Source organism: Pseudomonas sp. PDM17 (genome assembly GCF_014851985.1).
GTDB lineage: Bacteria > Pseudomonadota > Gammaproteobacteria > Pseudomonadales > Pseudomonadaceae > Pseudomonas.
The window spans coordinates 1-26,160 of the sequence record NZ_JACVAT010000007.1 but is presented as its reverse complement, the minus strand read 5'-3'; the positions used below and the strand labels follow the sequence as shown (position 1 = coordinate 26,160).

Annotated in this window: 20 protein-coding genes; 11 read left to right on the top strand and 9 right to left on the bottom strand. The window is 66.3% G+C overall.

The window, feature by feature from the left end:
• The first annotated feature begins 184 nt into the window (after positions 1 to 184).
• Complete coding sequence (locus IB256_RS23675) at positions 185 to 1,879, top strand: amidase (RefSeq protein WP_192404318.1); 1,695 nt, start codon at positions 185 to 187, stop codon at positions 1,877 to 1,879.
• Between the two features lie 71 nt (positions 1,880 to 1,950).
• Here the strand turns inward: IB256_RS23675 and IB256_RS23670 are convergent, their stop codons facing one another.
• Entirely contained in the window at positions 1,951 to 2,955 is a 1,005-nt protein-coding gene (locus tag IB256_RS23670) for a GlxA family transcriptional regulator (RefSeq protein WP_192404516.1), read from the bottom strand.
• Positions 2,956 to 3,018: 63 nt separating this feature from the next.
• A complete protein-coding gene (gene gabP, locus IB256_RS23665; protein ID WP_192296300.1) occupies positions 3,019 to 4,431 on the bottom strand; it encodes a GABA permease in 1,413 nt (470 codons plus the stop codon).
• A 359-nt stretch (positions 4,432 to 4,790) separates the two neighbouring features.
• Between gabP and IB256_RS23660 the strand changes: the two genes are divergently transcribed.
• The gene (locus tag IB256_RS23660) at positions 4,791 to 5,450 is read left to right on the top strand and encodes a glutathione S-transferase family protein (RefSeq protein ID WP_192296301.1); all 660 of its coding nucleotides are present in this window, start codon (positions 4,791 to 4,793) and stop codon (positions 5,448 to 5,450) included.
• Positions 5,451 to 5,542: 92 nt separating this feature from the next.
• Here IB256_RS23660 and IB256_RS23655 read toward each other — a convergent pair whose 3' ends face one another.
• Both IB256_RS23655 and IB256_RS23650 read right to left on the bottom strand, forming a co-directional pair.
• A complete protein-coding gene (locus tag IB256_RS23655; protein ID WP_192404316.1) occupies positions 5,543 to 7,036 on the bottom strand; it encodes an aldehyde dehydrogenase family protein in 1,494 nt (497 codons plus the stop codon).
• A 186-nt stretch (positions 7,037 to 7,222) separates the two neighbouring features.
• Entirely contained in the window at positions 7,223 to 8,899 is a 1,677-nt protein-coding gene (locus tag IB256_RS23650; protein ID WP_192404314.1) for an MFS transporter, read from the bottom strand.
• Positions 8,900 to 9,389: 490 nt separating this feature from the next.
• Here IB256_RS23650 and ccsA point away from each other — a divergent pair, with 490 nt between their 5' ends.
• The 5 genes from ccsA to peaD all read left to right on the top strand — a co-directional run bounded on the left by ccsA (position 9,390) and on the right by peaD (position 16,352).
• Positions 9,390 to 11,573 carry a cytochrome c biogenesis protein CcsA gene (gene ccsA / locus IB256_RS23645; RefSeq protein WP_192404514.1) on the top strand — a complete coding sequence of 728 codons (2,184 nt, stop codon included), beginning with the start codon at positions 9,390 to 9,392 and terminating at the stop codon, positions 11,571 to 11,573.
• A gap of 197 nt (positions 11,574 to 11,770) precedes the next feature.
• Complete coding sequence (gene peaA, locus IB256_RS23640; RefSeq protein ID WP_192296303.1) at positions 11,771 to 13,342, top strand: quinohemoprotein amine dehydrogenase subunit alpha; 1,572 nt, start codon at positions 11,771 to 11,773, stop codon at positions 13,340 to 13,342.
• 76 nt (positions 13,343 to 13,418) lie between these two features.
• A complete protein-coding gene (gene peaB, locus IB256_RS23635) occupies positions 13,419 to 14,849 on the top strand; it encodes a quinohemoprotein amine dehydrogenase maturation protein (RefSeq protein ID WP_138216214.1) in 1,431 nt (476 codons plus the stop codon).
• Position 14,850: 1 nt separating this feature from the next.
• Positions 14,851 to 15,174 carry a quinohemoprotein amine dehydrogenase subunit gamma gene (qhpC, locus tag IB256_RS23630; RefSeq protein WP_015477047.1) on the top strand — a complete coding sequence of 108 codons (324 nt, stop codon included), beginning with the start codon at positions 14,851 to 14,853 and terminating at the stop codon, positions 15,172 to 15,174.
• 44 nt (positions 15,175 to 15,218) lie between these two features.
• The gene (gene peaD / locus IB256_RS23625; RefSeq protein ID WP_192404312.1) at positions 15,219 to 16,352 is read left to right on the top strand and encodes a quinohemoprotein amine dehydrogenase subunit beta; all 1,134 of its coding nucleotides are present in this window, start codon (positions 15,219 to 15,221) and stop codon (positions 16,350 to 16,352) included.
• A 66-nt stretch (positions 16,353 to 16,418) separates the two neighbouring features.
• Here peaD and IB256_RS30885 read toward each other — a convergent pair whose 3' ends face one another.
• Positions 16,419 to 16,556 (bottom strand): PSPA7_2676 family Cys-rich small protein, encoded by a 138-nt coding sequence (locus IB256_RS30885; RefSeq protein WP_277873433.1) that lies wholly within the window; start codon positions 16,554 to 16,556, stop codon positions 16,419 to 16,421.
• A 336-nt stretch (positions 16,557 to 16,892) separates the two neighbouring features.
• Here IB256_RS30885 and IB256_RS23620 point away from each other — a divergent pair, with 336 nt between their 5' ends.
• Positions 16,893 to 17,699 carry an SDR family NAD(P)-dependent oxidoreductase gene (locus IB256_RS23620; protein WP_192404310.1) on the top strand — a complete coding sequence of 269 codons (807 nt, stop codon included), beginning with the start codon at positions 16,893 to 16,895 and terminating at the stop codon, positions 17,697 to 17,699.
• A 257-nt stretch (positions 17,700 to 17,956) separates the two neighbouring features.
• Here the strand turns inward: IB256_RS23620 and IB256_RS23615 are convergent, their stop codons facing one another.
• From IB256_RS23615 to pbpG, 4 genes are all read right to left on the bottom strand, one after another.
• Positions 17,957 to 18,523, bottom strand: coding sequence for a TetR/AcrR family transcriptional regulator (locus tag IB256_RS23615; protein WP_192296306.1), 567 nt, complete (start codon positions 18,521 to 18,523; stop codon positions 17,957 to 17,959).
• Positions 18,524 to 18,762: 239 nt separating this feature from the next.
• Complete coding sequence (locus tag IB256_RS23610) at positions 18,763 to 19,902, bottom strand: thiolase family protein (RefSeq protein WP_192404512.1); 1,140 nt, start codon at positions 19,900 to 19,902, stop codon at positions 18,763 to 18,765.
• A 12-nt stretch (positions 19,903 to 19,914) separates the two neighbouring features.
• Positions 19,915 to 20,454 (bottom strand): PaaI family thioesterase, encoded by a 540-nt coding sequence (locus tag IB256_RS23605; protein ID WP_405307889.1) that lies wholly within the window; start codon positions 20,452 to 20,454, stop codon positions 19,915 to 19,917.
• Between the two features lie 170 nt (positions 20,455 to 20,624).
• Complete coding sequence (gene pbpG / locus IB256_RS23600; RefSeq protein ID WP_081516653.1) at positions 20,625 to 21,557, bottom strand: D-alanyl-D-alanine endopeptidase; 933 nt, start codon at positions 21,555 to 21,557, stop codon at positions 20,625 to 20,627.
• Between the two features lie 512 nt (positions 21,558 to 22,069).
• Here pbpG and IB256_RS23595 point away from each other — a divergent pair.
• The 3 genes from IB256_RS23595 to IB256_RS23585 form a co-directional block, all read left to right on the top strand.
• Entirely contained in the window at positions 22,070 to 23,749 is a 1,680-nt protein-coding gene (locus IB256_RS23595) for an AMP-binding protein (RefSeq protein ID WP_192404308.1), read from the top strand.
• A gap of 51 nt (positions 23,750 to 23,800) precedes the next feature.
• The gene (locus IB256_RS23590; protein ID WP_192296308.1) at positions 23,801 to 24,817 is read left to right on the top strand and encodes an AraC family transcriptional regulator; all 1,017 of its coding nucleotides are present in this window, start codon (positions 23,801 to 23,803) and stop codon (positions 24,815 to 24,817) included.
• A gap of 81 nt (positions 24,818 to 24,898) precedes the next feature.
• Positions 24,899 to 26,160 (top strand): methyl-accepting chemotaxis protein (locus IB256_RS23585; protein WP_192404305.1); only part of this gene is annotated, 1,262 nt, incomplete at its 3' end.

Below are 26,160 nucleotides of genomic sequence, written 5' to 3'. Positions count from 1 at the left end.
GATGCGCATCCGGTTTGTCCGCCGGGCGCTGAACGCTGCCGCCGGCCGACGGTACACTCACTCCCGTCGCGTAACAGAAGTACAAGAGAATCGAGATGAACACGCATTTTCCGACTTGCGCCGTCTGGGTCCGTCGCGACGCAGACCTTCCCCTTCCCACCACCCTTCAGCCGACGGTGAAAGCATGATCGAGGTAACCGAAGTTTCCATTGCGCAGCTGCGTGAAGCCCTGGAGTCGGGCCGCACCACCGCGGTCGAACTGGTCAAGGCCTACCTCGCGCGCATCGATGCCTACGATGGCCCGAGCAAGCTCAATGCCGTGGTCGTGCGCAACACGCAGGCCCTGCAGGAAGCCGAAGCCTCGGACGCCCGCCGCGCCCGTGGCGAGACACTCGGCCCGCTGGACGGTATCCCCTATACCGCCAAGGACAGTTACCTGGTCAAGGGCCTGACCGCCGCCTCCGGCAGCCCGGCCTTCAAGGACCTGGTCGCCTACCGCGACGCCTTCACCGTCGAGCGTCTGCGCGCCGGCGGCGCCATCTGCCTGGGCAAGACCAACATGCCGCCCATGGCCAACGGTGGCATGCAGCGCGGCGTCTACGGCCGTGCTGAAAGCCCGTACAATCGCAAGTTCCTCACCGCGCCGTTCGCCTCCGGTTCCTCCAACGGCGCCGGCACCGCGACTGCCGCGAGCTTCTCGGCCTTCGGCCTGGCGGAGGAAACCTGGTCCAGCGGTCGTGGCCCGGCCTCGAACAACGGACTGTGCGCCTACACCCCGTCCCGTGGCGTGATCTCGGTGCGCGGCAACTGGCCGCTGACCCCGACCATGGACGTGGTCGTGCCCTATGCGCGCACCATGACCGACCTGCTGGAAGTGCTCGACGTGGTCGTCGCTGAAGACACCGACAAGCGTGGCGACCTCTGGCGCCTGCAGCCGTGGGTGCCGATCCCCGCCGTTGCCGACGTGCGCCCGGCGTCCTACCTGGACCTCGCTGCAGGCCCCGAAGCCCTCAAGGGCAAGCGCCTGGGCGTGCCGCGCATGTTCATCAACAAGGACGAACTGGCCGGCACCAGCGAGAAGCCTGGCATCGGCGGCCCTACCGGCCAGCGCATCAACACCCGCGCTTCGGTCATCGATCTCTGGGAACAGGCCCGCAAGGCCCTGGAAGCCGCCGGCGCCGAGGTCGTCGAAGTGGACTTCCCGCTGGTTTCCAACTGCGAGGGCGACCGCCCAGGCGCGCCGACCGTGTTCAACCGTGGTTTCGTCACCGAGCAGTTCATGCATGACGAACTGTGGGAGCTGTCCGGCTGGGGCTTTGACGATTTCCTCCGCGCCAACGGCGACCCCAAGCTGAACAAGCTGGCCGACGTCGATGGCCCGCAGATCTTCCCGCATGACCCGGGCACGCTGCCGAACCGTGAGGACGACCTGGTCGCCGGCATGGACGAGTACGTCAACATGGCCAAGCGCGGCCTGAAGACCTGGGACCAGATCGAGTCCCTGCCTGACGGCCTGCGCGGCCTGGAGAAGACCCGCAAGCTCGACCTGGAAGACTGGATGGACGGCCTGAAGCTCGACGCCGTGCTATTCCCCACCGTGGCCGACGTCGGCCCGGCGGACGCCGACGTCAATCCGGAGTCGGCCGACATCGCCTGGAGCAATGGTATCTGGGTCGCCAACGGCAACCTGGCGATCCGTCACCTGGGCGTGCCGACCGTCACCGTGCCGATGGGCGTGATGGCCGATATCGGTATGCCGGTGGGCCTGACCTTCGCCGGTCGCGCCTATGACGACTCCGCGCTGCTGCGCTTCGCCGCGGCCTTCGAAGCGACCGGCTCCAAGCGCCTGGTACCGCCGAGCACGCCGCCACTGGCCTGACCGGCTGCAGAATGAAGAACCGCGCCCCAGGGCGCGGTTTTTTTATGGCTGGCGCCGGCATTTCCCGGCACCTACAGGGTGCGCTGGGCTTTCACGCAGCCGTAGCGCGCCTCCTTGGACGGCGAGTAGCCATAGAACGACGTGTAGCACTTGCTGAAATGGCTGGGCGAGACGAAGCCGCAGGCCAGGCCGACCTCGTACATCGGCAGGCTGGAGTGCTGCAGCAGGCGGCGGCTTTCGGTGATGCGCAGCTCCAGGTAGTAGCGCACCGGCGTGGTCCCCAGTTGCTCCTGGAACAGTCGCTCGATCTGCCGCTTGGAGCGCCCGACGTAGCTCGACAGCTGGTCCTGGTTCAGCGGCTCTTCGATGTTCGCGCTCATCAGGTTGATCGCCTCGCGCAGCGGCTCGCTGAGCTTCTCGTGCAGCGCCGGGCGGGTGCGGCGGAAGCGTGATTCCTCGAAGGCGAGGATGTCGACGATGGCGTCCACCAGTTCGCGGCCGTGGCGGGCGTTGATCCACTCCAGTACCAGGTTGAAGGCGCCCGTGGGGCTGGCGGCGGTGAGGCGGTCGCGGTCGGCCTGGTAGCTCTCGCTGGTGACTTCGCTGTGCCGGGCGATTTCCGCCAGCGCCGCGCGGTTCTCCGGGTGGATGGCGCACCGGTAGCCGTCGAGCAGGCCGGCCTGACCGAGGAACCAGGCGCCGTTCCACAGGCCGGCCAGGGCGATGCCCTTGTCGGCGGCCGTTTGCAGCAGGCGGGTCAGTTCGGATAATGCGCGCAGCGGAGTGCGCAGGCCGCCGCAGACCACCAGCAGGTCCAGCTCGGCGAGCTGCGTCGAGGTCAGCATGGCGCCGGGGCAGATCACCAGGCCGAGGTCGCTGGTGACGGACTCACCATCGAGGCTGAAAGTCTGCGTGGCGAACGTCTGCGTGCGGATCAGGTTGGCGGTGACCAGCGTGTCCAGCGCCTGGGTGAAGGCGGGCAGGGAGAAATGTTCCAGCAGCAGGAAGCCAACCCGCGCGAGGCGACCGGGCTCCCTGGTATCACCGTCGAGGTAGCGCAGGTTGCGGCCCTGCATGGCCCCACTGAACTGGCGGCGTTCGACCAATCGGCACCTCGTCTGCGTGGTTTGGTGACCGGCTCAGCCGCGCACGGCACGGCGGCCGAGGGCGGATTGGCCTGAGGGTGAAGTGCGCCGGCTGGTCTGGCTGAGCAGGATGATGATCACCGTCAGCGCCAGGGTCGAACTCACCTCGATGCGGTGCGTCGGCATGATGAACATTACCGCGAGGATGAAGCTGATGATCCCGATCACCAGCCAGGTCAGCCAGGGGAACAGCCACATGCGGAACACCAGCTCGTGGTTGCGTCGGCGCAGGATGCCGCGCATGCGCAGCTGCGACACGGCGATGGCGAGGTAGACGAGCAGCGCGATGGAACCGGAGCTGGCCAGCAGGAATTCGAAGAGTCTTCCAGGTGCAAAAAAGTTGAGCAGGGTGGTGAACATGCCGATCAGCGTGCTGGCGATCACCGCCGCGCGCGGCACGCCGGCGGCGGAGGTGCGCTGGATGAAGGCCGGCGCATCGTTTCGCCGACTCAGGGAATAGATCATCCGCGAGGCGATGTACACCGAGGAGTTCAGGCAGCTGGCCACGGCGACCAGCACCACCAGGTCCATCAGCAGTTGCGCGTTGGGGATGTTCAGCAGTTCCAGAGTGCGCTGGTAGGAGCCGATCTCCACCAGGCGCGGGTCGTTCCACGGTACCACTGAGATGATCACCAGGATCGACAGCAGGTAGAACACGCTGATGCGCCAGATCACCGAGCGCGTGGCCTTGGCGATGTTGCGGCTGGGGTCGCTGGATTCAGCGGCGGCGATGGTCACCGCCTCGGTGCCGATGAAGCTGAACAGAGTGGTGATCAGCGCGCTGAAGATGGCCGTCCAGCCGTTGGGCATGAAGCCGCCGTGTTCGCCCATCAGCCTGTGCAGGCCGCTGACCTCGCGCCCCGGCAGCAGGCCGAACAGCGCGGCGGCGCCCAGGCCGATGAAGGCGACGATGGCGACCACCTTGAGCATGGCGAACCAGAATTCGAACTCGCCGTACTTGGCGACGCTGAACAGGTTGGTGACGGTGAGCAGCAGCGTCATCGACAGGGCGAAGACCCAGGTCTCGACCTGCGGGAACCAGTTGTTGAGGATGACCCCGGCGGCGATGGCCTCGATGGGAATGACCAGCACCCAGAACCACCAGTACAGCCAGCCGATGGTGAAGCCGGCCCAGCGGCCGATGGCCTGGTCGGCGTAGGCGGAGAAGGAGCCGGTATCGGGGCTGGCCACGGCCATCTCGCCGAGCATGCGCATCACCAGCACCACCAGCAGCCCGGAGAGGGCATAGGCGACGATGGCGGCGGGACCGGCGGCGGCAATCGCGTGGCCGGAGCCGACGAACAAGCCTGCGCCGATGATTCCCGCGATGGAGAGCATGGTTACGTGGCGGGGCTTGAAGCCCTGCACCAGATCGCCATTGGCGCCTTTTGCACTGGGAGCACTCATCTGTCGGCCTTTTATTGAAATTGTTATGTAGGGCGCGGCGACGCGTGGCCGGCTGCGGCTTCCCCGCAACCGCTGGTGCGCTGGTAGAGGCCGGGGAGTCCGCGTGGCGGCTATGCGCTTCACGCGGGGCTCAAGCTAAGGCACCGGGTGGGCGGCGAGTTGCTCGAAATCGCCGTGGGCATGACCAAAAACGACATGGGCGGCGGCTGGCGTAGTGGCGATAGGCCGCTCTGGGACGGAGGTTCCATGCGTAGTGGACGGCTTTGCACGGTGGCCTGATCGGATCGGCGGTCATGCCCGCTTCGCCCGCCGGCATTCGGGTCTAGGCTGAGTACTTTCGTCTGCCCAGGTGACCTGCCATGTCCCTCGTCCTGTTCGGCCATCCCTTTTCCTCCTATACGCAGAAGGTCCTGATCGCCCTCTACGAGAACTCCACGCCCTTCGAATTCCGCAGCCTCGGCCCGGATCAGCCGGAGAACGGCGCGCACTGGCTGCGCCTGTGGCCGCTGGCGAAGTTCCCGGTGCTGCTGGACGGTGAGCACAGCGTCGCCGAGACCAGCATCGTCATCGAGTACCTGCACCTCAAGCATCCCGGCCCGGTGCGCCTGCTGCCGGACGACCCGCTGAAGGCGCTGGACGTGCGTTTCCTCGACCGCTTCTTCGACTGGCACGTGATGACCCCAGTGCAGCACGCCGTTCTGGGCGCCATGAGCGGCGAAGCGGGCAAGCGTGCGGAAGGCCTGGCCCATGCGGTGAGCAAGCTGGAACTGGCCTACGCCTGGCTGGAAGAGGAACTCGCCGGGCGTACCTGGGCGGCGGGGGAGAGCTTCAGCCTCGCCGACTGTGCGGCGGCCCCTTCGCTGTTCTATGCGGACTGGACCCATCCCATCGGCGACCAGTATCCGACACTGCGCGCTTACCGCTCGCGCTTGCTGGCGCGCCCATCCTTCGCCCGCGCGGTGGAGGAGGCGCGGCCGCACCGGCCTCTGTTCCCGCTGGGGGCGCCGGATCGGGATTGAACCGGGCAAAAAAATCCCCCGTGCGCTGCCGCGACCGGGGGATGCAACACCCGCGCAGGGGGACCGCGCGGGCGAGGTAGACCAGCGGAGAGTTACAGGCGGATCAGCACCGATTTCAGCTCGGTGTAGTGCTCGATGGCCGCGGCACCCATCTCGCGGCCGACGCCCGACATCTTGAAGCCGCCGAAGGGCAGCGCCGGGTCCAGGGCGCTGTGACAGTTGACCCACACCGAGCCGGACTTGATGCGCGGCACCATGCGGTGCACGGCCGCCAGGTCGTTGGACCAGATGCTCGCGCCCAGGCCGTAGGGGCTGTCGTTGGCCAGGCGCAGGGCGTCCTCGATGTCGTCGAAGGGCATGGCGACCAGCACCGGGCCGAAGATTTCCTCCTGCACCAGCGGATTCTTCTGGTCGACGTCGACGATCACCGTGGGTTTGACGAAATAGCCGGGGCCGAACTGCTCGCCGCCGCAGGCGATGGTGGCGCCCTTGTCGCGACCCAGCTCGATGTAGTCGAACACGCGCTTCTGCTGCTTCGCGGAGATCAGCGGGCCCATGTCGATGCTCGGGTCCAGGCCGTTGCCCAGCTTCATGCCGTTGGCGATGCCGGAGATGTCGGCGATGACATTGTCGAAGTGCTTGCGCTGTACATACAGGCGCGAGCCGGCGCAGCAGACCTGGCCCTGGTTGAAGAAGATCGCCTGGGCAGCACCGGCGGCGGCGGTGGCGAGGTCGGCGTCGGCCATAACGATGGTCGGCGACTTGCCGCCCAGCTCCAGGGTTACGCGGGTCATGTTGTCCATGGCCGCCTTGCCGATTTCCTTGCCGACCGGGGTCGAGCCGGTGAAGGTCAGCTTGTCCACCAGCGGGTTGTGGGAGAGGGCGGCGCCCGCGGTGATGCCGGCGCCGGTGACGACGTTGAATACGCCCGCCGGGTAGCCTGCTTCCAGGACCAGCTCGGCAAGTTTCAGCGCGGACAATGGGGTCTCGTCGGCAGGCTTGAGCACCACGCTGCAACCGGTGGCCAGCGCCGGGCCGAGCTTCCAGCAGGCCAGTAGCAGGGGGAAGTTCCAGGCGACGATGGCGCCCACCACGCCGACGGCTTCGCGGCGGATGTAGCCGTGGAATTCGCCGTCGGGCATCAGCGGCATGGACACGTCGACCGTGGTGCCTTCGATCTTGGTGGCGTAGCCGGCCATGTAGCGCAGGAAGTCGATGGCCAGTTGCACGTCCATCACGCGGGCGACGGCGGCGCTCTTGCCGTTGTTCAGACATTCCAGCTCGGCCAGCAGATCGGCATCGCGCTCCATCAGGTCGGCGAGCTTCCACAGCAGGTTCTGCCGTTCGCGCGGGCGGGTGCGGCTCCAGGCCGAGTCATCGAAGGCCTGGCGCGCGGCGCGCACGGCGCGGTCGACGTCGGCGGCGGTGCCGGCCGGCACCTGGCAGAGCACTTCGCCGGTAGCCGGGTTGCGCAGGTCCATCAGGGCGCCGTCGCTGGCGGAAGTCCAGTCGGCACCGATCAGCATCTTCGGAGCGCGCTGCAGGAAGGCGCGGGATTCGGGCTTGATGGGCAGGGAAGCGAGCATTGCGTTGGCCTCTTGTTGTCTGTTCGTGCTCCCGGTCTGGGAGTCGCTGAGGCGGAGCATCGCAACGGCTGTGCCAAGGCTGACTGTTTTTTATAACGTATTGAATTAAAAGGATTTAATTGAGGTTTTTGGCGAGCGGGAGAAAAGCCGCTGTCGCATTGTGCGACAGCGGCTGAGACGCAGGGCTCAGGTGTTGGTGATATCCCGGTCCTTGGTTTCCGGCAGGAAGAAGATGCCGAGGATGGCCGTCATCACGGCGATGACGATGGGGTACCAGAGGCCGTAATAGATGTCTCCGGTGGCGGCCACCATGGCGAAGGCAACGGTGGGCAGGAAGCCGCCGAACCAGCCGTTGCCGATGTGGTAGGGCAGTGACATGGAGGTGTAGCGGATGCGCGTCGGGAACAGCTCCACCAGCCACGCCGCAATCGGCCCGTAGACCATGGTCACGTAGATCACCAGGATGGTCAGCAGCACCAGCATCATCAGGTGGTTGATCTTCGAGGGATCTGCCTTCTCGGGGTAGCCGGCTTCCTTGAGCGAGGCGGCGAGCTGCGCGGTGAAGACCTCCGACTGCACCTTGAACTCCGCCGCTGGCATGCCGGCCCCTTCGAAGCTGGCGATGACCTTGTCGCCGATGTGTACCTGGGCCAGTGCGCCGGTTTCCGCCTTGAGGTTCTCATAGGGGATGGCGCGCTTGGCCAGCAGGCTCTTGGCCATGTCGCAGGAACTGACGAATTTCGCCTTGCCCACCGGGTCGAACTGGAAGGAGCAGGCGTTCGGGTCAGCCACTACGGTGACCGGGTTCTTCTCCTGGGCGGCGAACACGTCCGGGTTACCGAACTGGGTCAGGCCGTGGAAGATCGGGAAGTAGGTCAGCGCGGCAAGGATGCAGCCGGCCATGATGATCTTCTTGCGGCCGATGCGGTCGGACAGGCTGCCGAAGAACACGAAGAACGGCGTGCCCAGCAGCAGGGAGCCGGCGATCAGCAGGTTGGCGGTCTGCGCGTCGATCTTCAGCGTCTGCAGCAGGAAGAACAGCGCGTAGAACTGTCCGGTGTACCAGACCACGGCTTGCCCTGCGGTGCCGCCGAGCAGCGACATGATCACCACCTTGAGGTTCTCCCAGCGGCCGAAGGATTCGGTCAGCGGCGCCTTGGATGCCTTGCCTTCCTCCTTCATCTTCAGGAACACCGGCGACTCGGAGAGCTGCAGGCGGATGTACACCGAGATGATCAGCAGCAGGATCGACAGCAGGAACGGAATCCGCCAGCCCCAGGCCTCGAACGCCTCGTTCCCCATCACGGTGCGGCAGGCCATGATCACCAGCAGCGAGAGGAACAGGCCCAGCGTCGCGGTGGTCTGGATCCACGAGGTGAAGAAGCCGCGCTTGCCCTTGGGCGCATGCTCGGCGACGTAGGTCGCCGCGCCGCCGTACTCGCCGCCCAGCGCCAGGCCCTGCAGCAGCCGCAGGGTGATCAGGATGATCGGCGCGGCCACGCCGATGGTGGCGTAGGCGGGCAGCAGGCCGACCACGGCGGTGGAGATGCCCATGATGATGATGGTGATGAGGAAGGTGTGCTTGCGCCCGATCATGTCGCCCAGGCGGCCGAACACGATGGCGCCGAAGGGCCGCACCGCGAAGCCGGCGGCGAAGGCCAGCAGGGCGAAGATGAAGGCGGTGGTTTCATTGACCCCGGCGAAGAAGTGCTTGGCGATGATCGCCGCCAGGGAGCCGTAGAGGTAGAAGTCGTACCACTCGAACACCGTCCCCAGGGACGAGGCAAAGATGACCTTGCGCTCCTCCTTGGTGATCCCGCTGTGAGGAGCGTTGCCCGCGGCCGGGCTGTATGTCTGCGCCATGTTCGTCTCCGTCTTGTTGTTGTTTTGGGCCGGAGTCCCTCGATTTTCCGTTACCGCACTCGAGCCCAGGGCTGATGACAGGTCGTACGGATTGCGCGATGCGTGAAGTCAGGTGGCCCTGCGGATGGCGCAAGGTCATCTGAAAGCATAATCGTTCTCACGCGTCTGGCCACCCGCGCCACCCGGCAAAGCCCCGGCTGGCGCGGATCGGCACCTGTTCCGGACAGGCCGGATGACGCGAGGCGTCTGGCTGGCGCCTCGATGACGGGATTTTCCCTGAGGGAAAGACGCGCAATTAGACCATCGTCTATAACGGTCAGGGCTGTCTCAGACTGCTACAGCTGTCGCGATCTGCCACGCGCAGAGGGGCTTGGAACGCGCGCAGGCTGCTGTTTCGCAAGGACTTTTCCGGCTGGCACGCAACGTGAAGCGCTCCGGGTTTCGCCCAGCGCCACATCGGCGCTGCACAAGGAGGCCTGGCTTGAAGAGGATGCACCTGTCGTTGCCGTGGATTGCGGGGCCGCTGGCTGCCACGCTGACCTGCCTGTTGTTGTGGCTGCTGCCCGGCGTGGGCAATGGGTTGCTCTGGGTCCTGATGGCACTGATTGCCCTGGGCGCCATTCGCCAGGAGTGGCGCGGGCTGACGTGGCCGGTTGCCCTCGGTGCGCTGTGCGGCGCCTGCCTGGCGCTTGGCCTGCACCTGGTAGCCGACCACTTCCAGCTGCGCTACGCCTGGCTCTACAGCAGCGCGGCGCTGCCAGCCTACCTGAAGTTCTCCAACCTCTGGGGCGGCGACGAGGGCACGGTGCTGCTGCTGGCGACCTTCTGCATGGCCATCGCCCTGAAAAGTTCGGCGCTGCCCGGCTGGGCGGGGCGCGGCATGGCGCTGATCGCCGCCTGGTACGTCGCCACCGCCGCCTGGCTCGGGCCTTTCAGTGCGACGCCGGCGGACTGGCTAGTGGCGCAGCCAAGCCAGGGCATGAACGCCCACCTGCAGACCTTCTGGATGTCCCTGCACGCGCCGCTGATCCTCTGCGCGTATGCCTGGGTGCTGGCGCCGGCCGGTGCCGCGCTGGAAGCGCTGGGCCGAGGAGGGCACGCCTACGCCTGGGTGATGCCGCGCTACAGCCGCCGCGCCTGGCTGATCCTCAGCGCCGGTATCGGTGTCGGCATGGCCTGGGCCATGGAGGACTTCACCTACGGCCAGTTGTGGCACTGGGACCCGGTACAGACCTCGGCCTTCATCATCTGGGCGCTGCTCGGCGCGGTGCTGCACGGTGCCCGCCGCTGGCGCGCGGACGGCTCCTACGCACGGTCGTTGCCAGTGCTCAGCCTGCTGGCGGCGGCCATGGCCTGCGGCGCCATGGCGGTGACCCGCAGCACGGTGCTCGCCAGTTCGCACCGCTACATCGGCACCACCTCCTGGCTCAGCCACCTGGCGCTGGCGGCGATCCTGCTGGCCCTCGCGGCATTCCACCTGCTGGCCGGGTGGCGGTCGCGCAAGCGGGCAGGGCGGCGGCGCGGGGCGTCGGACTGGACCCTGGACGTGGCCATCTACCTGTTCGCCGGCACCGGCCTGCTGGCCCTCGGCGCGCTGCTCCAGGCGCACCTCTACGAGTGGCTGGGGATGGAGCGGCCGAGCGAGTTGAAGCCCTTCTTCGAGACCCTGACCGCCTGGGCTACCACCGCCGAGATGGACAGCCTGCGCCGCGCCTTCGACCAGTGGGACGTCAACGGCTACGGCCTGGCGCACTGGGTGGTGCCGCTGCTGGCGGCGCTCGGCCTGATGGGCGGCTACAGCTTCCTGCGCCGTTGCGGACGGCCACGGCTGGCACTGCTGGCGACTGTGCTGATGGCTGCCGTGATGCTCTGGACCGGCTGGCACGGCGGCTGGCTGAACGACAGTTACAACGGCGACGGCATGCTCTCGCAGAACATCGTGCGGGTGCTGCCGTGGCTGGATGCGGCGCTGCTGGGCGGCGCCTTCCTGATGCTCAGCTGCCTGCTCTGGGGCGTACTGACGATGTGGCGCAGCCGGCGCCTCGGCAACCTGCGCTACAGCGGCGGGCTGGCGCTGGTACATGGCGGCGCGGTAATCGCGCTGGTGGGCGGGCTGGCCGCCACGGCGCTGAACAGCTACCAACAGATCAGCATCCCGCCGGGCACGTCCTTCGAGCAGTGGCACGCAGTGATCGGCGGCATGCAGATGCGCGTCTCGCCGGATGCCAGCCGCCCGGATTTCTCCGGCTACCACGCGGTGGCCAAGGTCGAACTGCGTGACGGTGATCGGACGCTCGCCGGCCACGCGCTGTTCCAGGACAGCCGGGGCAACCCGCCGGCCTACCAGGGCCCGGTGCGCCAGCTCTGCGAAATCCTCGACTACCACTATGCGCGCTTCGCCTCGGATCGCGGCTACGTGCTGCATCCGTTCATCGTCCGTGGCTGGAGCGGTGACCTGCAGATCTGGGTGCCGGCCTCCGCTCGTCTGCTCAGGCAGCCCGGCGACGATATCGAGAGCGTCGTGGTGGTACGCCGCTTCCCGTTCCTCTCGCTGGTCTGGATCGGCCTGCTGACCATGCTGTTCGGCGCCTTGTTGCTGCCGGCGGGCGGCGCTTTGCGCAAGCCGGACCATACTGCTTCGCAGGGTGTCTCACGGGCCCTGTCTCAGAGTTAGACAGCAATCGCGAAATGTGACGTCGCAATCCCGGTGTCCTCTGCCGGGCGTGCCTGCAAATCCCGCCGAAAGCCTGATTCGGCGGGGTTTGCGCAGTAGTGGCACACAACCTGCAAAACCGCTTTCAAGAGCTCGCTCTTAGCCCATCGGTGGGCGCGAATAACCAACAAGAATACCGAGGAGGCCTGACCTTGAAGATGACACGACTTCGGCACTATCTGGGTGCCGGAACCCTGGCCGCACTGGCCCTTGCGCTCCACCAGACGGCCCAGGCCGCACCCGAAGGCCAGGCGATCATCAACGCCAAGTGCCAGGCGTGCCACACGCCCGAAGGCAACAATTCGCTCAGTCGCATCAGCCACCAGCGCAAGACCCCCGAAGGCTGGCTGATGAGCATCGCCCGCATGCAGGTGATGTACGGCCTGAAGATCACCGACGAGGAACGTCGCTCGGTGGTCAAGTTCCTCGCCGACAAGCAGGGCCTGGCGCCCAGCGAAACCGAAGGTGTGCGCTACGCCCTCGAGCGCCGGCTGAACACCGTCGAGAAATTCGATACGAACTTCGAGCAGATGTGCGCCCGTTGCCACTCGGGTGCGCGCATCGCCCTGCAGCGCCGCCCGGCGGCGGAGTGGGAGAAGCTGGTGAACTTCCACCTCGGCCGCTGGCCGTCGCTGGAGTACCAGGCCCTGGCCCGCGACCGCGACTGGTTCGACCTGGCGAAGAAAGAGATGGTCCCCGAGCTCGCCAAGCGCTACCCGCTGGACAGCAAGGCCTGGTCCGACTGGCAGAAGAATCGGCCCAAGGCCGAATCCCTGGCGGGTAACTGGAGCTTCGCCGGGCACATGCCGGGCAAGGGCGACCTGGCCGGCAGCATGAGCGTGAGCAAGGACGGCGCCGACGCCTTCAAGGTCAGCGTGAAGGGCCAGTACGCCGACGGCTCGCCGTTCAGCGGCGAGGGCAGCGCGGTGCTCTACAACGGCTACGAATGGCGCGGCGCGATCACCGTCGGTGACGTGACCATGCGTCAGGTATTCGCCGCACTGAATGGCCAGATGCAGGGCCGCATGTTCGACAAGGCCCACGACGAGCGCGGCCTGGACTTCGTCGCGGCGAAGGACGGCACCAGCCACGTGCTGGGTGTGCAGCCGGCCTATATCAAGGCGGGGGCGGAGACCGAAGTCAGCGTGGTCGGCACCGGCCTGAAGGGCAAGCCGTCGTTCGGCAAGGGTGTGGAGGTGGTGTCGGTGGTTTCCGAGACACCCGAGCGCGTGACCGTCAAGGTCAAGGCCAGCGATGCGGCCGCCGCCGGCGAGCGCGATGTCACCGTGGGCACCGCCAAGGGCGGCAGCCTCGCGGTGTACAAGGACATCGCCGAAGTGAAGGTGGTGCCGGAATTCTCCATCTCCCGCATCGGCGGCAATGGCGGCTCCACGCCCAAGGTCCAGGGCAGCTTCGATGCCGAGGCCTGGGGCAAGGGCGCCGACGGCAAGCCGTTCCGCATCGGCGTGTTCCCGGCGCAGTGGTCGGTCGAACCCTTCGATGACCGCGCCAAGGAAGACCAGGATGTGAAGTTCGCCGGCGCGATGGACGCCGCCACTGGCATCTTCACCCCGGGCGATGCCGGCCCGAACCCGGAACGCAAGATGATGACCAACAACGCCGGCAACCTGAAGGTGATCGCCGCGGTGGACGACGCCGGCCAGTCGCACAAGGGCGAAGGGCACATGATCGTCACCGTGCAGCGTTGGAACAACCCGCCGATCCCGTAACCGTCGGTATCGGATGAACTGAACGCATGAGCCCCGCCTGCGGGCGGGCGTACCAAGCAAGTTCCGGGAGGTCGCCATGGGCGCCATCTTGAATCTGGTCGAACGCAACCTGCATGAAGTGCAGGTCGACGCCGACCGCCTGTTGTTCCACATCCCCAGCTCCTCGCTGTTCGCCAGCGACGAGCTGACCGGCGGGATCATCGACGCGCTGCGCGGGCATGCCTGTTCGCCGGACGAGCTGACCCAGCGTCTGAGTGGCCGCTTCGCCGCCGAGGATATCGACGAGACCCTGCGCGAGCTGATCGCGCTGGAACTGGTCAGCGACGGCTCGCCGCTGACCCCTGAAATCGGCATCAAGAAGGTTGACCGCACCGCGCTCAACACCGTGGTGCTGAACGTCAATACCGGCTGCAACCTCAGCTGCACCTACTGCTACAAGGAAGACTTGGACAAGCCCTCCGCCGGCAAGAAGATGGGCGCGGAAACCGCCGAGGCCTCGGTGGAAATGCTGATCCAGGAATCCCCCGACGAGCAGCGCTACACCGTGGTGTTCTTCGGCGGCGAACCGCTGTCCAACCGTCCGCTGATCGAGCACATGGTCGCGTACTGCGAGCGCCGTTTCGGCGAGCTGGGCAAGACGGTGGACTTCGTCATGACTACCAACGCCACGCTGCTCACCGAGGAAATCGTCGACTGGCTCAATGCCCATCGCTTCGGGCTGTCCATCAGCATCGACGGGCCGAAGACGGTGCACGACCGCAACCGCATCACCGTGGGCGGGCAGGGCACCTATGACGTGGTGCGGCGCAAGGCCGACATGCTGCTGTCGCGCTACACCGCGCGGCCGGTGGGCGCACGGGTGACCCTGACCACCGGCGTCACCGACGTCGAGACCATCTGGAATCACCTGTTCAACGAGATGGGTTTCGCCGAAGTCGGTTTTGCCCCGGTCACCTCGGGCGACATCAGCAGCTACAACCTCACCACCGATGAGCTGAAGGCTGTCTTCGCCGGCATGAAGGCCCTCGGTCGCCGCTACCTGGACGAGGCGCTGGAAGGGCGCAACATCGGCTTCTCCAACCTGCACCAGCTGATCACCGACATCCACGAAGGGCAGAAGAAGGCCCTGCCGTGCGGCGCCGGCCTGAAGATGCTGGCGGTGGACCACAAGGGCGAGCTGAACCTGTGCCACCGCTTCACCGGTTCTTCGCTGCCGACCTTCGGCAACGTGCATGAAGGGGTGAAGCAGGCCGAGCTGAACGAGTTCCTCTCGCAGCGCCTGGACCGCACCGACACCGGCTGCGCCAGCTGCCACATCCGCAACCTCTGCTCCGGCGGCTGCTACCACGAGAGCTACGCGCGCTACGGCGACCCGGCGCACCCCACCTACCACTACTGCGAACTGATGAGGGACTGGGTCGATTTCGGCATCGAGGTCTACAGCCGGATCATGGCTTCCAACCCCAGCTTCATCGACCGCCACATCACTCCGCGGAAGGCGCACTGACATGAAACATCTGAAAGCGATCAACACCAAAGCACAGAAGCTCGAACAGGCCGCCGCCGAGGATCGCATCGAGGACGTGGTGGCGATGAACTCCGTGGCCGGCTGCGCGGCGACCACCGACCCGGGCTGGGAAGTCGACGTGTTCGGCGGCGTGTCCTCGCTCTGCCAGCCGATGGAAGCGGACCTCTACGGCTGCTCCGATCCTTGCTGGTGGCCGGCCCAGGTGCCGGACATGATGAGCACCTACCCCGACTGGAACAAGGATGCGCAGGCCTCGGCCGAGAACTGGCGCAACCTCGGCACCGTATTCCCGGACGACAAATGATCGCCCTGAAACATATGGGACAGAAGAACAAGAGGAAAACCTGCATGTCCAGAAAAGCATTCGCCGCCGCCCTCGGCGGCCTCTCGCTGGCCTGCGCGCTGCAAGCTGTAGCCGCCGACGCCGGCGCAGACGTGAGCAAAGCGCTGGAAAGTGGCCACGAGTACCTGATCAGCACCAACTATCCGAACAACCTGCACGTCATCGACATGCAGACCGACAAGCTGTTCAAGACCTGCACCATCCCCGGCGCCTACGGCCCGGGCATGACCCAGCTGTCGCCGGACCGCAAGACCGTCTACATCCTCAGCAACCACTATGCGGACATCTACGGCATCCAGCTCGATGACTGCAAACCGGTGTTCCACGCCACCATCGCGCAGAAACCGGGCGAGAACGCGCGGGCGATGTTCTCCATGACCGTCAGCCATGACGGCAAGGAGATCTACGCCATCGCCAACCCGACGCTGATCCTTGCCGAGCACTACGAGGTGCAGCAGCCGCGCCTGCAGGTGTATTCCGTCGCCGACGGCATGGACGCCAAGCCGGTGCGCACCTTCCCGGCGCCGCGCCAGCTGACCATCATGCAGAGCGGCGACGACGGCACCCTCTACGTGGCGGGCCCGGACATCTACAAGGTGGACGTGAAGACCGGCAAATTCGACGTGGTAATCCCCAGCCGCAACTGGAAGCGCCCCAACTACGCGCCGCCAGATGTGCTCTACGTGTGGAACCAGCAGACCTACCCGCGTGACTTCTCGCTGCTCTACACCACGGCGAAGTTCAAGGACGCCAAGCAGGACATGGCCACGGCCGACTTCCTCTATGGCTTCTTCAACATCGACCTGGCCACCGGCAAGACCGAGACCGTCGATTTCGGCCCGGTCACCGAGGTGTACTTCAGCGGCATCCGCTCGGCCAAGGACCGCAATATCGTCTACGGCGTGCTGAATCGACTGGCCAAGTACGACATCAAGGAGCAGAAACTGGTCAAGGCGGCGAACCTGGACCACTCCTACTACTGCCTGTCGACCAACAAGGCCGGCAACAAGCTGTACCTGACCGGCACCCTGAACGACGTGGCGATCTTCGATGCTGACAGCCTGGAGCGCATCGGCGATCTGAAGCTGCCCGGCGGCGACATGGCGATCACCACCAGCCAGGCGTTCGTGGCCAACTGATCCTTATCGAGCAGCACCCCATGCCCGGAGCACGAACGTGCTCCGGGCATTTTCTTTGGGCCGACTTCAAATTTCCGGTTCGGGACTGAGGTACCGCTGCGCACCGCAGCGCGCACAGCGCTGGCAGAGCATCGGCACGCGGCCGACTTCGGTCAGATTCCCTTCATCCCAAACACATCCCAGGAAAAAGCAGCGCAATCGCATGTGTCCTCCTCCGGATCGCTCCGGTGCATAGACAGGCAGCAGGGTGCAGGTGACGCTCCGGGATTGTTCTTGTGTGGAGACCCAGCGAGCCTCTCGCGAGCGCTCTGGAATGGGCAACCTAAACTGCCGGATGGCACCCGGCGCCCGCCCCGCAAGGCTTGCCAGCGACTCCCTGGCCGTTCGTCAGCACCGCATGGCAGGTCTTGACAGATAATATTATAAGCATAATATTAACCTTCAGATGACGGCCATCATTCCAGTGGCCGGACATTCCAGACGGCCACCCGGCCCACTCAATCCTGCAAGCGGGGCAACCGCCTCCCTGGAGCAAGAACCATGAATGCCAAATCCGAACTGGGCCGCGCACTGATCACCGGTGCTTCTTCCGGCATCGGCGCCACCTACGCGCAGCGCCTCGCCGCGCAGGGCTACGACCTGCTGCTGGTGGCCCGCGACCAGCAACGCCTGGACGCCCTGGCCGCGCGCCTCAGTGAGGAACACGGCGTCTCGGTGGATGTGCTGAAGGCCGATCTGACCCGTCGCGAAGACCGCGCCCGTATCGAGGCCCGCCTGGCCGAGGATACGAGTCTCAGCCTGCTGTTGAACAACGCCGGCGTTGCGATCAACGGCACCCTGCTGGAAACCGACCTGGACCGCCTGGAAAGCATGATCGAGCTGAACGTCATCGCCACCGCGCGCCTGGCTGGCGCTGCTGCCAAGGCTTTCGCCGGGCGTGGCCGCGGCACCATCATCAACGTGGCCTCGGTGCTGGCGCTGGCGCCGGAACTGTTCAATGGCAGCTACAGCGCCACCAAGGCCTTCGTGCTCAACCTGACCCAATCCATGCAGCAGGAACTGGCGCCGCTGGGCCTGCGTATCCAGGCCGTGCTGCCGGGCGCCACCCGCACCGAAATCTGGGACCGCGCCGGCACCGACATCTCCGCACTGCCGGCGGAGATGCTGATGGACGTGAACCACATGGTCGACGCCGCACTGGCCGGCCTGGCCCAGGGTGAAGTGGTGACCCTGCCGGCGCTGCCGGATGCGAGCGAATTCGAAGCCTTTACTGCCGCGCGCCTGAAGATGGCGCCGAACCTGTCGCGCAGCGCCCCGGCACAGCGCTATGGCGTGGCGGTGGCTTGATCGATAACTGAGTGGCGAAAAGCTTGCCCCGGCCTTGCGCCGGGGCTTTTTTATGCGCGGCTTTCGTGGGAGCGGGTCATGGCCGCTCGGGATGAGCATCCGCGCTCGGATTGGCCCTCACCCTAACCCTCTCCCAGGGGGAGAGAGTTAGGGTAGGGGAATACGCAGGAGCGTAGGGCGAATAACCTGGAACAGGTTATTCGCCGGCCCTTGAACGGCGGATGACGCTGGCGCGGTATGCCCCCTACAAAAGCGCCTCACTCCGCCGCGCCGATCTCGCGTTTCAGGTGCCGGCGGGTGCTCTCCAGGATGCGGTCAGACATCTCCGGATCGGCCACGCTGCGCGATAGCACCAGCGCGCCGATCAGGGTGGCGAGCATGGCCACGCTCTCATCCTCGGCATGCTCGCTGGGCAGTGCCTTTTCGATGGCGTCGATGCGTGCCTGGACGATGGCGTCGGTGGTGGCGCTGGCATGGCCGCGCGCGCCCAGCTCGGCCGAGATGGTCGGCAGCGGGCAGCCCTTGCCGGGCGCATTGCGGTGGCCGGGGGAGAGGTACTGGTCGATGAAGCCGGGCAGCGGCTCGGCCTTTTCGAACTGCTGGTCGACGACCGGGCGCAGCTGCTCGGCGGCCTGCTGCAGGGCGATCTCCACCAGCTCGTCCTTGGACTTGAAGTGCGCGTAGAAGCCGCCGTGGGTCAGGCCCAGCGCCTTCATCAGCGTCTGCAGGCCGGTGGCGTCCACGCCCTCGCTGCGGAAGCGCTGCGCCGCCTCGTTGATGATGCGTTCGCGGGTCTGGGCCTTGTGGTCTTCGGAGTAACGCATGACCGGTCTCCTGCGGATCATGGAATGCTGGATGTCATTCTAACGCAGGGAGGGCGAGGGGAGGTGATTCGGGGCATGGATTTAACCTGTAGGAACGGGCCGTGCCCGCGATTGCGCGCATGGCGCGCTCCTACAGGGGAATCATCAGCACCGTAGGGCGCATAACCTGGCACAGGTTATCCGCCGGCAGATTTGCGGCGCATAACGTTGGCGCGTTATGCGCCCTACGGGCATGGAGATCAGCGAACGGCTTCGAGCAAGGTCGCCACGCCCTGGCCACCGCCGATGCACTGGGTGGCGATGGCGTAGCGCCCGCCGGTTTCCTTCAGCAGCGCTGCCGCCTTGCCGGTGATGCGAGCGCCGGTGGCGCCCAGCGGGTGGCCGATGGCCAGGGCACCGCCGTGCAGGTTGACCCGGTCGCTATCCAGCTCCAGCCCGCGCAGGCAGGCCAGTGCCTGGCTGGAGAAGGCCTCGTTGATCTCCACCAGGTCGATGTCGGCCATGCGCAGTCCAGTGCGGTCGAGCAGTTTGCGGGTTGCGTAGAGCGGGCCCATGCCCATGATTTCCGGCGGGCAGCCGACCACCGCGACGGCTTTTACCCGCGCCAGGATGTCCAGCCCGTTGGCGCGGGCGAAGTCCTCGCTGCACACCAGAACGGCCGCGGCGCCATCGGTGAGCGGCGAGGCGGTGCCCGCGGTGACGCTGCCGCCGAAGGCCGGCTTGAGCTGCGCCAGTGCCTCCAGGTTGGTGCCGGGGCGGATGCAGCCGTCCTCGCTGACCACCCCATTGGGCGTGTCGATGGGCACGATCTCCGCCGCCAGCAGGCCCTGCTCGCGGGCATGGGCGGCCTTGGCGTGGGAGTCCACGGCCATGGCTTCCTGGTCCGCGCGGGAGATGCCGAAGCGCTCGGCGACTAGCTCGGCGGTCTGTCCCATGGGCATGTAGGCCTGGGGGAATTCCGCCAGCAGGCGCGGGTTGGGCGAGAGGTTGAAGCCGCCCATGGGCACGCGGGTCATGGACTCCACGCCCGCGCAGATGAAAGCATCCCCGGCGCCGAGCTGGATCTGCCCGGCGGCGAAGTGGATGGAGGTCATGGACGAGCCGCAGAAGCGGTTCACCGTGGCGCCGGCCACGGTTTCCGGCAGGCCGGCGAGGAAGCCAGTGATGCGCGCCAGGTTCATGCCCTGTTCGGCCTCGGGGTAAGCGCAGCCCATGACCAGGTCCTCGATCAAACGGGCATCGAGGCCGCTGCGCGCGACCAGCCCCTTGACCGTCTGCGCGGCGAGGTCGTCCGGGCGCACGTCGACCAGCGCGCCTTTTTTCGCGAAGTGGAACGGGGAGCGGGCATAACCCGCGATGACGACGGAAGTCATGGTCAGTCTCCTGAGGGTTCAGCGCCCGAGGATCAGGCAGGTGGTGGAGCCGGTGGCGTAGAGCCGGCCGTCCACGTCGTAGAGGCGGCCTTCGGCCAGGGCGGTGGAGCGGCCAATGTGCACCAGGGTGCCTTCGGCGCGGATCGGCCCGGTATCGCGGGTCAGTGCGCGGATGTAGCTGATGCGCAGGTCGGTGGTGGTGTAGCCCAGTCCCGGTTCGAGCATGGTGTGCACCGCGCAGCCCATGGCCGAGTCCAGCAGCGTCGCCGCGTAGCCGCCATGCACGCTGCCCAGCGGGTTGTAGTGACGCATGTCCGGGGTGCCCTGGAAGATGAAGCGGCCCTGGCCCCATTCCAGCGGGACGAAGCCGATCAGCGCATTGATCGGTGGGGCCGGCAGTTCGCCGGCACCAATGCCGTCGAAGAACTCCTGGGGCGTCTTGCCGCGCAACTCCTGCAGCGAAACCACGCCGGGCTCGGCCAGGCGCTGGCGCATCTGCGCAGCCGCCGCTTCCCAGGCGGCAATCTTCTGTTCACGGGTGAGTGTCAGTTCGGTCATCGCAAGGCTCCGGCAATCAAATATTACGGTCGTCATACTAGCATTGAATGATGATCTGCATATAAGTGACGGAAGCGCCATCCAGCAGGGCTGAAACGACAGTGCGAGAGGAGGGGGAGGGGAGAAAAAGCGCGGCTGGCGGAGTGGGCTCCGCCAGCGCGGGGAGGGGCTTACTCGGCGGTGGCCGTGATGTTGGCTGCACGCGCCTGGCTGCGCTGGGCCTTGTACTGCAGGGCGACGGCGGGCACCGGCGAGGCGACACCGGTTTCCACCCAGCGGCGGATGCGGCCGGCGTCGGCCACATGGGTGCGCTTGCCGAAGGCATCGAGCAGGGCCAGGGCGACCGGGCGGCCGTTCATCATGGTGACCATCACCAGGCAGTGGCCGGCGTCGTTGGTGAAGCCGGTCTTGGTCAGGCGGATGTCCCACTTGCCGTTGCGCACCAGCGGGTTGGTGTTGAAAAAGCTCAGCGAGTAGCTGGGCTTGCTGAAGCGCGCGTCGCTGGTCGCCGTGGTGCTCAGCTGGCGGATCTGCGGGTAGGTGTAGGCGGCCTTGGCCAGGCGGATCAGGTCATTGGCGTCGGAGACGTTGTGGATCGACAGACCGGTGGGCTCGACGTAATGGGTGCTGGTCATGCCGAGGGATTTCGCCTTGGCGTTCATCGCCGCGACGAAGGCCTTTGAGCCGCCCGGATAGTTGTGGGCGAGGCTGGCGGCGGCGCGGTTTTCCGAGGACATCAGGGCCAGCAGCAGCATGTTCTGGCGGCTGATCATGCTGCCCAGATGGACGCGGGAAAACACGCCCTTCATCTCGGCGGTCTCGGAGATGTCCACGGGGATCAGTTCGTTCATCGGCAGCTTGGCGTCCAGCGTGACCATGGCGGTCATCAGCTTGGTCACCGAGGCGATGGGTACTACCAGGTTGGGATTGCTGGAGTAGAGGGTCTTGCCGTTCTCCAGATCGACCACCAGGGCGCTGCCGGAAGCGAGCACCAGCTCCTTGGGGGAAGCTGCCTTGGCGGGGGAGGCGGCGAAGGTGTTCGATGAACAGACAACAGCGGCACAGGCAAACAGCAGGCTCAGTATCGAACGACGACTAGTCATGGACGGGATTCGCAAGCGTGAGTGGGAATGTATCTACATCCATGTAGGCATTTTCGGCGAATTCTAATGCAAGGTCCGTCATAGCGCACGCGGCGCGGGGCGTCTCAGATTGCGACAGATTGAGACGTGGCGCCGCCCGCTGCGCAGAGGCCGTGCGCCGTGCTGGCAGTCGCGGCGCGGAAGCTTGCCCGAGCTGTTGCGAAATGCAACCGGGACGGCTTCCCCCCGAACGACTGAAAACCTTCTCAAAGCCGCGCTGCATATGGCGTTCAGGCCGGATGGCACGCTTTGTGAGTGGCTATCCTGCAATGAGCGGAGGCGCCCGGCCTGCTGCGCTGTCGATGGTCGGGGTTGCGTTTACCTTTACGTTAACGTAAACATGTTCCGCAGCCCGCGACCGGCCAGTCAGCCGCGCGGCTGCCGGTAAGTAAGCGCGGTTCCCGACGCTCTGCGTCGCTGCCCGAACCGATCGTTCAGTGTTGATCCCAGAACAAGCACAACAAGGGAAAGCCATGAACCACCTGAGTTACACCCGCGGCCCGCAGGACAAATCCCTGCTGGCCATGACTGTCGGCGCTGCCTTCGACGCCACCGTCGAGCGTTTCGCCGCGCGCGAGGCGCTGGTCGTGCGTCACCAGAACCTGCGCTACACCTGGGCCGAGCTGGCCGAGGTGGTCAATGGCATCGCCCGTGCTTTCCTCGCCCTCGGCCTGCGTCCCGGCGACCGCCTGGGGATCTGGGCGCCCAACTGCGCGCAGTGGTGCGTCACCCAGTTCGCCAGCGCCAAGGTCGGCGCCGTGCTGGTCAACATCAACCCGGCCTACCGGGTGAACGAACTCGAATACGCTCTCAAGCAATCCGGCTGCCGCTGGCTGGTGTGCGCCGACGCCTTCAAGTCCTCCGATTACCACGGCATGCTCGCCGACCTGCTGCCCGAGCTGGGGCAGGGGCGACCGGGCGAGCTGTCCAGTGATCGTCTGCCGGAGCTGCGCGGGGTGATCAGCCTGTCCGATACCGCGCCCGCCGGCTTCCTGCGCTGGAGTCAGCTGGAGCCGCTGGGTCGTGGCATCGCCGCCGTCGAACTCACCGAGCGCCAGGCGCTGCTGCAGTTCGACGAGCCGATCAACATCCAGTACACCTCCGGCACCACCGGCTTCCCCAAGGGCGCCACGCTCAGCCACTACAACATCCTCAACAACGGCCTGATGGTCGGCGACAGCCTCGGCCTCACCGAGCACGACCGCCTGGTGATCCCGGTGCCGCTGTACCACTGCTTCGGCATGGTGATGGGCAACCTCGGCTGCCTGACCCACGGCTCCACCATGATCTACCCCGCGCCCAGCTTCGAGCCCGAGGCGACCCTGGCGGCAGTGGCGGAAGAGAAGGCCACCGCGCTGTACGGCGTGCCCACCATGTTCATCGCCGAGCTGGACCACCCGACCCGCCGCGACTTCGATCTGTCGAGCCTGCGCACCGGGATCATGGCCGGCGCCACCTGCCCGATCGAGGTGATGCGCCGGGTTATCGACGAGATGCACATGGCCGAAGTGCAGATCGCCTACGGTATGACCGAGACCAGCCCGGTGTCGCTGCAGACCGGCCCGGAAGACGACCTGGAAACCCGCGTCACCACCGTGGGCCGCACCCAGCCGCACCTGGAAAGCAAGATCATCGACGCCGACGGCCGCATCGTCCCGCGCGGCACCATCGGCGAACTGTGCACCCGCGGCTACAGCGTGATGCTCGGCTACTGGAACAACCCGCAGGCGACTTCCGAGGCCATCAGTCCGGCGCGCTGGATGCTCACCGGTGACCTCGCCGAGATGGACGAAGCCGGCAACGTTCGTATCGTCGGCCGCAGCAAGGACATGATCATCCGCGGCGGCGAGAACATCTATCCGCGCGAGATCGAGGAGTTCCTCTACACCCACCACGCCGTGGCCGACGCCCAGGTGATCGGCATCCCCGACGAGAAGTACGGCGAGGAACTGGTGGCCTGGGTCAAGTTCCACCCCGGCCACAGCGTCGCCGAAGACGAGCTGCGGACCTTCTGCAAGAACGCCATCGCCCACTTCAAGGTGCCGCGCCACTTCCGCTTCTGCGACGAGTTCCCGATGACGGTGACCGGCAAGATCCAGAAGTTCCGCATGCGCGAGATCAGCATCGAAGAGGTGCGCAGCCAGCGTGGTTGATCGCCCGATGCCTGCCTGCGCCCTGGCGCGTGCCCGGACTGCCGGGGCGCCATGGGCGTAGAAAAGGGCACCATCTCCATCCGCCTGGTCAGCGAAGCGCTGGCTGAGTTTCGTCGCGCCGGCCGCGACGACGGCGCGCTATTGGCCGCCGCCGGCATTGCCCCGGAGCTGTTCGGCAAGCCCTACGCGCGGGTTTCCAGCCAGGCCTATGCGCGGCTCTGGCTGCGCCTGGCCAGGGAGATGGACGACGAGTTCTTCGGCATGAACGCCCGCCGGATGAAATCCGGCAGCTTCAACTTCATGACTGCCGCTGCCGTCCGCGAGCCGACCCTGGAGACGGCGATGAACGCCGCGCTGCGCTTCATGGGGCTGGTGTTCGACGACTTCACCCCGCGCCTGACTCGCCAGGAAGGCTTGGCCGCCATCGTCCTCGATGAGCCCGAAGGCCCGGCGCCGCGCGCCTTCTGCTACTTCACCCTGTGGCTGATGCTGCACGGCCTGGCCTGCTGGCTGGTGGGGCGGCGCATCCCGGTGCTTGCCATCGAGCTGCGCTGCCCGCAGCCGGACTTCATCGCCGACTACCGGGTGATGTTCACCGAGAACCTCAATTTCGCCCGTCGCCAGTCGCGCCTGCTGTTCAACGCCGAGGCGCTCGATCTCCCCGTGCGCCGTGACGAGCGCGAGCTGCGGCGTTTCCTCGGTGGCGCGCCAGCGAACATCCTGGTGCGCTACCGCGACCCGCAGAGTCTTGCCGCACGCACCAAGGCCTATTTGCGCAGCCTGAAGTTCGAACGCTGGCCGGACCTCGACGCCCTCGCCGGGCACTTCTACATGGCGCCCTCGACGTTGCGCCGCAAGCTCGCCGCCGAAGGGCAGTCCTACCAGGCGCTCAAGGACCAGCTGCGCCGTGACCTCGCCATCGCCAGGCTGGACAGCGACGACGGCAACTTCGCCGACCTGGCCGAGGAGCTGGGTTTCGCCGACACCAGCGCCTTCTACAAGGCCTTCCGCAAATGGACCGGATCGACGCCCGGGCAGTACCGCGCGCTGATCCGCCAGGAGCCCTGAAATTTAAGGGCGCAGCTCAAGTAGCCGCCTTACAAGCCGATAAAACCTCAAAGAATTGCTTGTTGCTCAAGGACGCCAACCATGCCCCTGTCCCGCCTCTCGATCCAGTGGAAGATCACGCTGCTGACCGGCCTCTGCCTGCTCTGCATCGTCTGCCTGCTGGTCGGCCTCTCGCTGTTCCGGATGAACCATGATGCGCAGCTGATCAAGGCGGCCAACGCGGACATGCTCAAGGACGCGGCCAAGTCGCGGATGCAGGCGCGCAGCGAGCAGCAGGCGGAGATCATCCAGCGCTTCTTCACCGACGTTTACCACTTCGGCAACCAGTTCTCCCGCCAGGTCGCCCAGCTGCGCGAGCAGACAACCCAGCACGGCGCGGACGCCGCCAGCGTGCGCAAGGACCTCAACCAGCTGGTGCGCGATGGTCTGAAGAGCAACCCCAACCTGCTCAGCCTCTACGTGGTCTTCGAGCCCGACGCGCTGGACGGCCAGGACGCTGCCTTCCATGACCAGCCCGACGCCGGCAGCAATGAGAAGGGCCGCTTCGGCGCCTATTGGGCGCAGAAGGCCTCCGGCGAGATGACCGGCCTGGCAGTGACCGAGGACATGATCGCCGACACCTCGGCGATGCTCGACGGCAGCCCGTTCAACACCTGGCAGCTGTGCCCGCTGCAGACCCGCAAGGCTTGCGTGCTCAATCCCTATTTCGACAGCGCCTCGGGCACCAAGGTGCTGATGACCACCGTGACCTTCCCGCTGATCGACCAGGGCAAGGTCGTCGCCGTGATCGGCATCGATATCAGCCTCAGCCGCCTGCAGAAGCTCTCTGTCGATGGCGACAACCAACTCTACGACGGCGCCGGCAGCGTCAGCATCGTCAGCCCGGCGGGCCTGCTCGCCGGTTACAGCAGCGACGAAGCGCTGCTCGGCCAGCCGCTGGCCAAGGCCATTCCCGACCAGGCCGCCGAGCTGTTGTCCCTGCAGGCCGGCGGTCGTCCGCAGGTGCTGGAGCAGGGCGGCCAGCTGCGCGTGCTCGAGCCGCTGCTGCCGATCCCGGATGCCACCAAGCCCTGGGCGGTAGTACTCGACGTGCCGCAGGGCGTGCTGCTGGCTCCGGCGCTGGAGCTGCAGAAGCGACTGGATGAACGCAACTCCAGCGGCGCGCTGTGGCAGACCCTGTTCGGCCTCGCCGCCGCCATCGTCGGCCTGCTGCTGGTGTGGCTCACCGCCCGCGGCGTGACCCGGCCGATCCTCAACGTCGCCGCCATGCTGCGCAACATTGCCAGCGGCGAAGGCGACCTGACCAAACGCCTGGACTACAGCGGCAAGGACGAGCTGGGTGA

Coding starts and splice junctions, on each gene's coding strand:
- IB256_RS23660 (WP_192296301.1), top strand. CDS start 4,791: ATGTCCCTCGTCCTGTTCGGCCATCCCTTTTCCTCCTATACGCAGAAG.
- gabP (WP_192296300.1), bottom strand. CDS start 4,431: ATGAGTGCTCCCAGTGCAAAAGGCGCCAATGGCGATCTGGTGCAGGGC.
- IB256_RS23615 (WP_192296306.1), bottom strand. CDS start 18,523: ATGCGTTACTCCGAAGACCACAAGGCCCAGACCCGCGAACGCATCATC.
- IB256_RS23605 (WP_405307889.1), bottom strand. CDS start 20,454: ATGACCGAACTGACACTCACCCGTGAACAGAAGATTGCCGCCTGGGAA.
- pbpG (WP_081516653.1), bottom strand. CDS start 21,557: ATGACTAGTCGTCGTTCGATACTGAGCCTGCTGTTTGCCTGTGCCGCT.
- qhpC (WP_015477047.1), top strand. CDS start 14,851: ATGAAACATCTGAAAGCGATCAACACCAAAGCACAGAAGCTCGAACAG.
- IB256_RS23650 (WP_192404314.1), bottom strand. CDS start 8,899: ATGGCGCAGACATACAGCCCGGCCGCGGGCAACGCTCCTCACAGCGGG.
- peaA (WP_192296303.1), top strand. CDS start 11,771: ATGACACGACTTCGGCACTATCTGGGTGCCGGAACCCTGGCCGCACTG.
- IB256_RS23590 (WP_192296308.1), top strand. CDS start 23,801: ATGGGCGTAGAAAAGGGCACCATCTCCATCCGCCTGGTCAGCGAAGCG.
- IB256_RS23675 (WP_192404318.1), top strand. CDS start 185: ATGATCGAGGTAACCGAAGTTTCCATTGCGCAGCTGCGTGAAGCCCTG.
- peaD (WP_192404312.1), top strand. CDS start 15,219: ATGTCCAGAAAAGCATTCGCCGCCGCCCTCGGCGGCCTCTCGCTGGCC.
- IB256_RS23670 (WP_192404516.1), bottom strand. CDS start 2,955: ATGCAGGGCCGCAACCTGCGCTACCTCGACGGTGATACCAGGGAGCCC.
- IB256_RS23655 (WP_192404316.1), bottom strand. CDS start 7,036: ATGCTCGCTTCCCTGCCCATCAAGCCCGAATCCCGCGCCTTCCTGCAG.
- IB256_RS23595 (WP_192404308.1), top strand. CDS start 22,070: ATGAACCACCTGAGTTACACCCGCGGCCCGCAGGACAAATCCCTGCTG.
- peaB (WP_138216214.1), top strand. CDS start 13,419: ATGGGCGCCATCTTGAATCTGGTCGAACGCAACCTGCATGAAGTGCAG.
- IB256_RS30885 (WP_277873433.1), bottom strand. CDS start 16,556: ATGCGATTGCGCTGCTTTTTCCTGGGATGTGTTTGGGATGAAGGGAAT.
- IB256_RS23620 (WP_192404310.1), top strand. CDS start 16,893: ATGAATGCCAAATCCGAACTGGGCCGCGCACTGATCACCGGTGCTTCT.
- ccsA (WP_192404514.1), top strand. CDS start 9,390: ATGCACCTGTCGTTGCCGTGGATTGCGGGGCCGCTGGCTGCCACGCTG.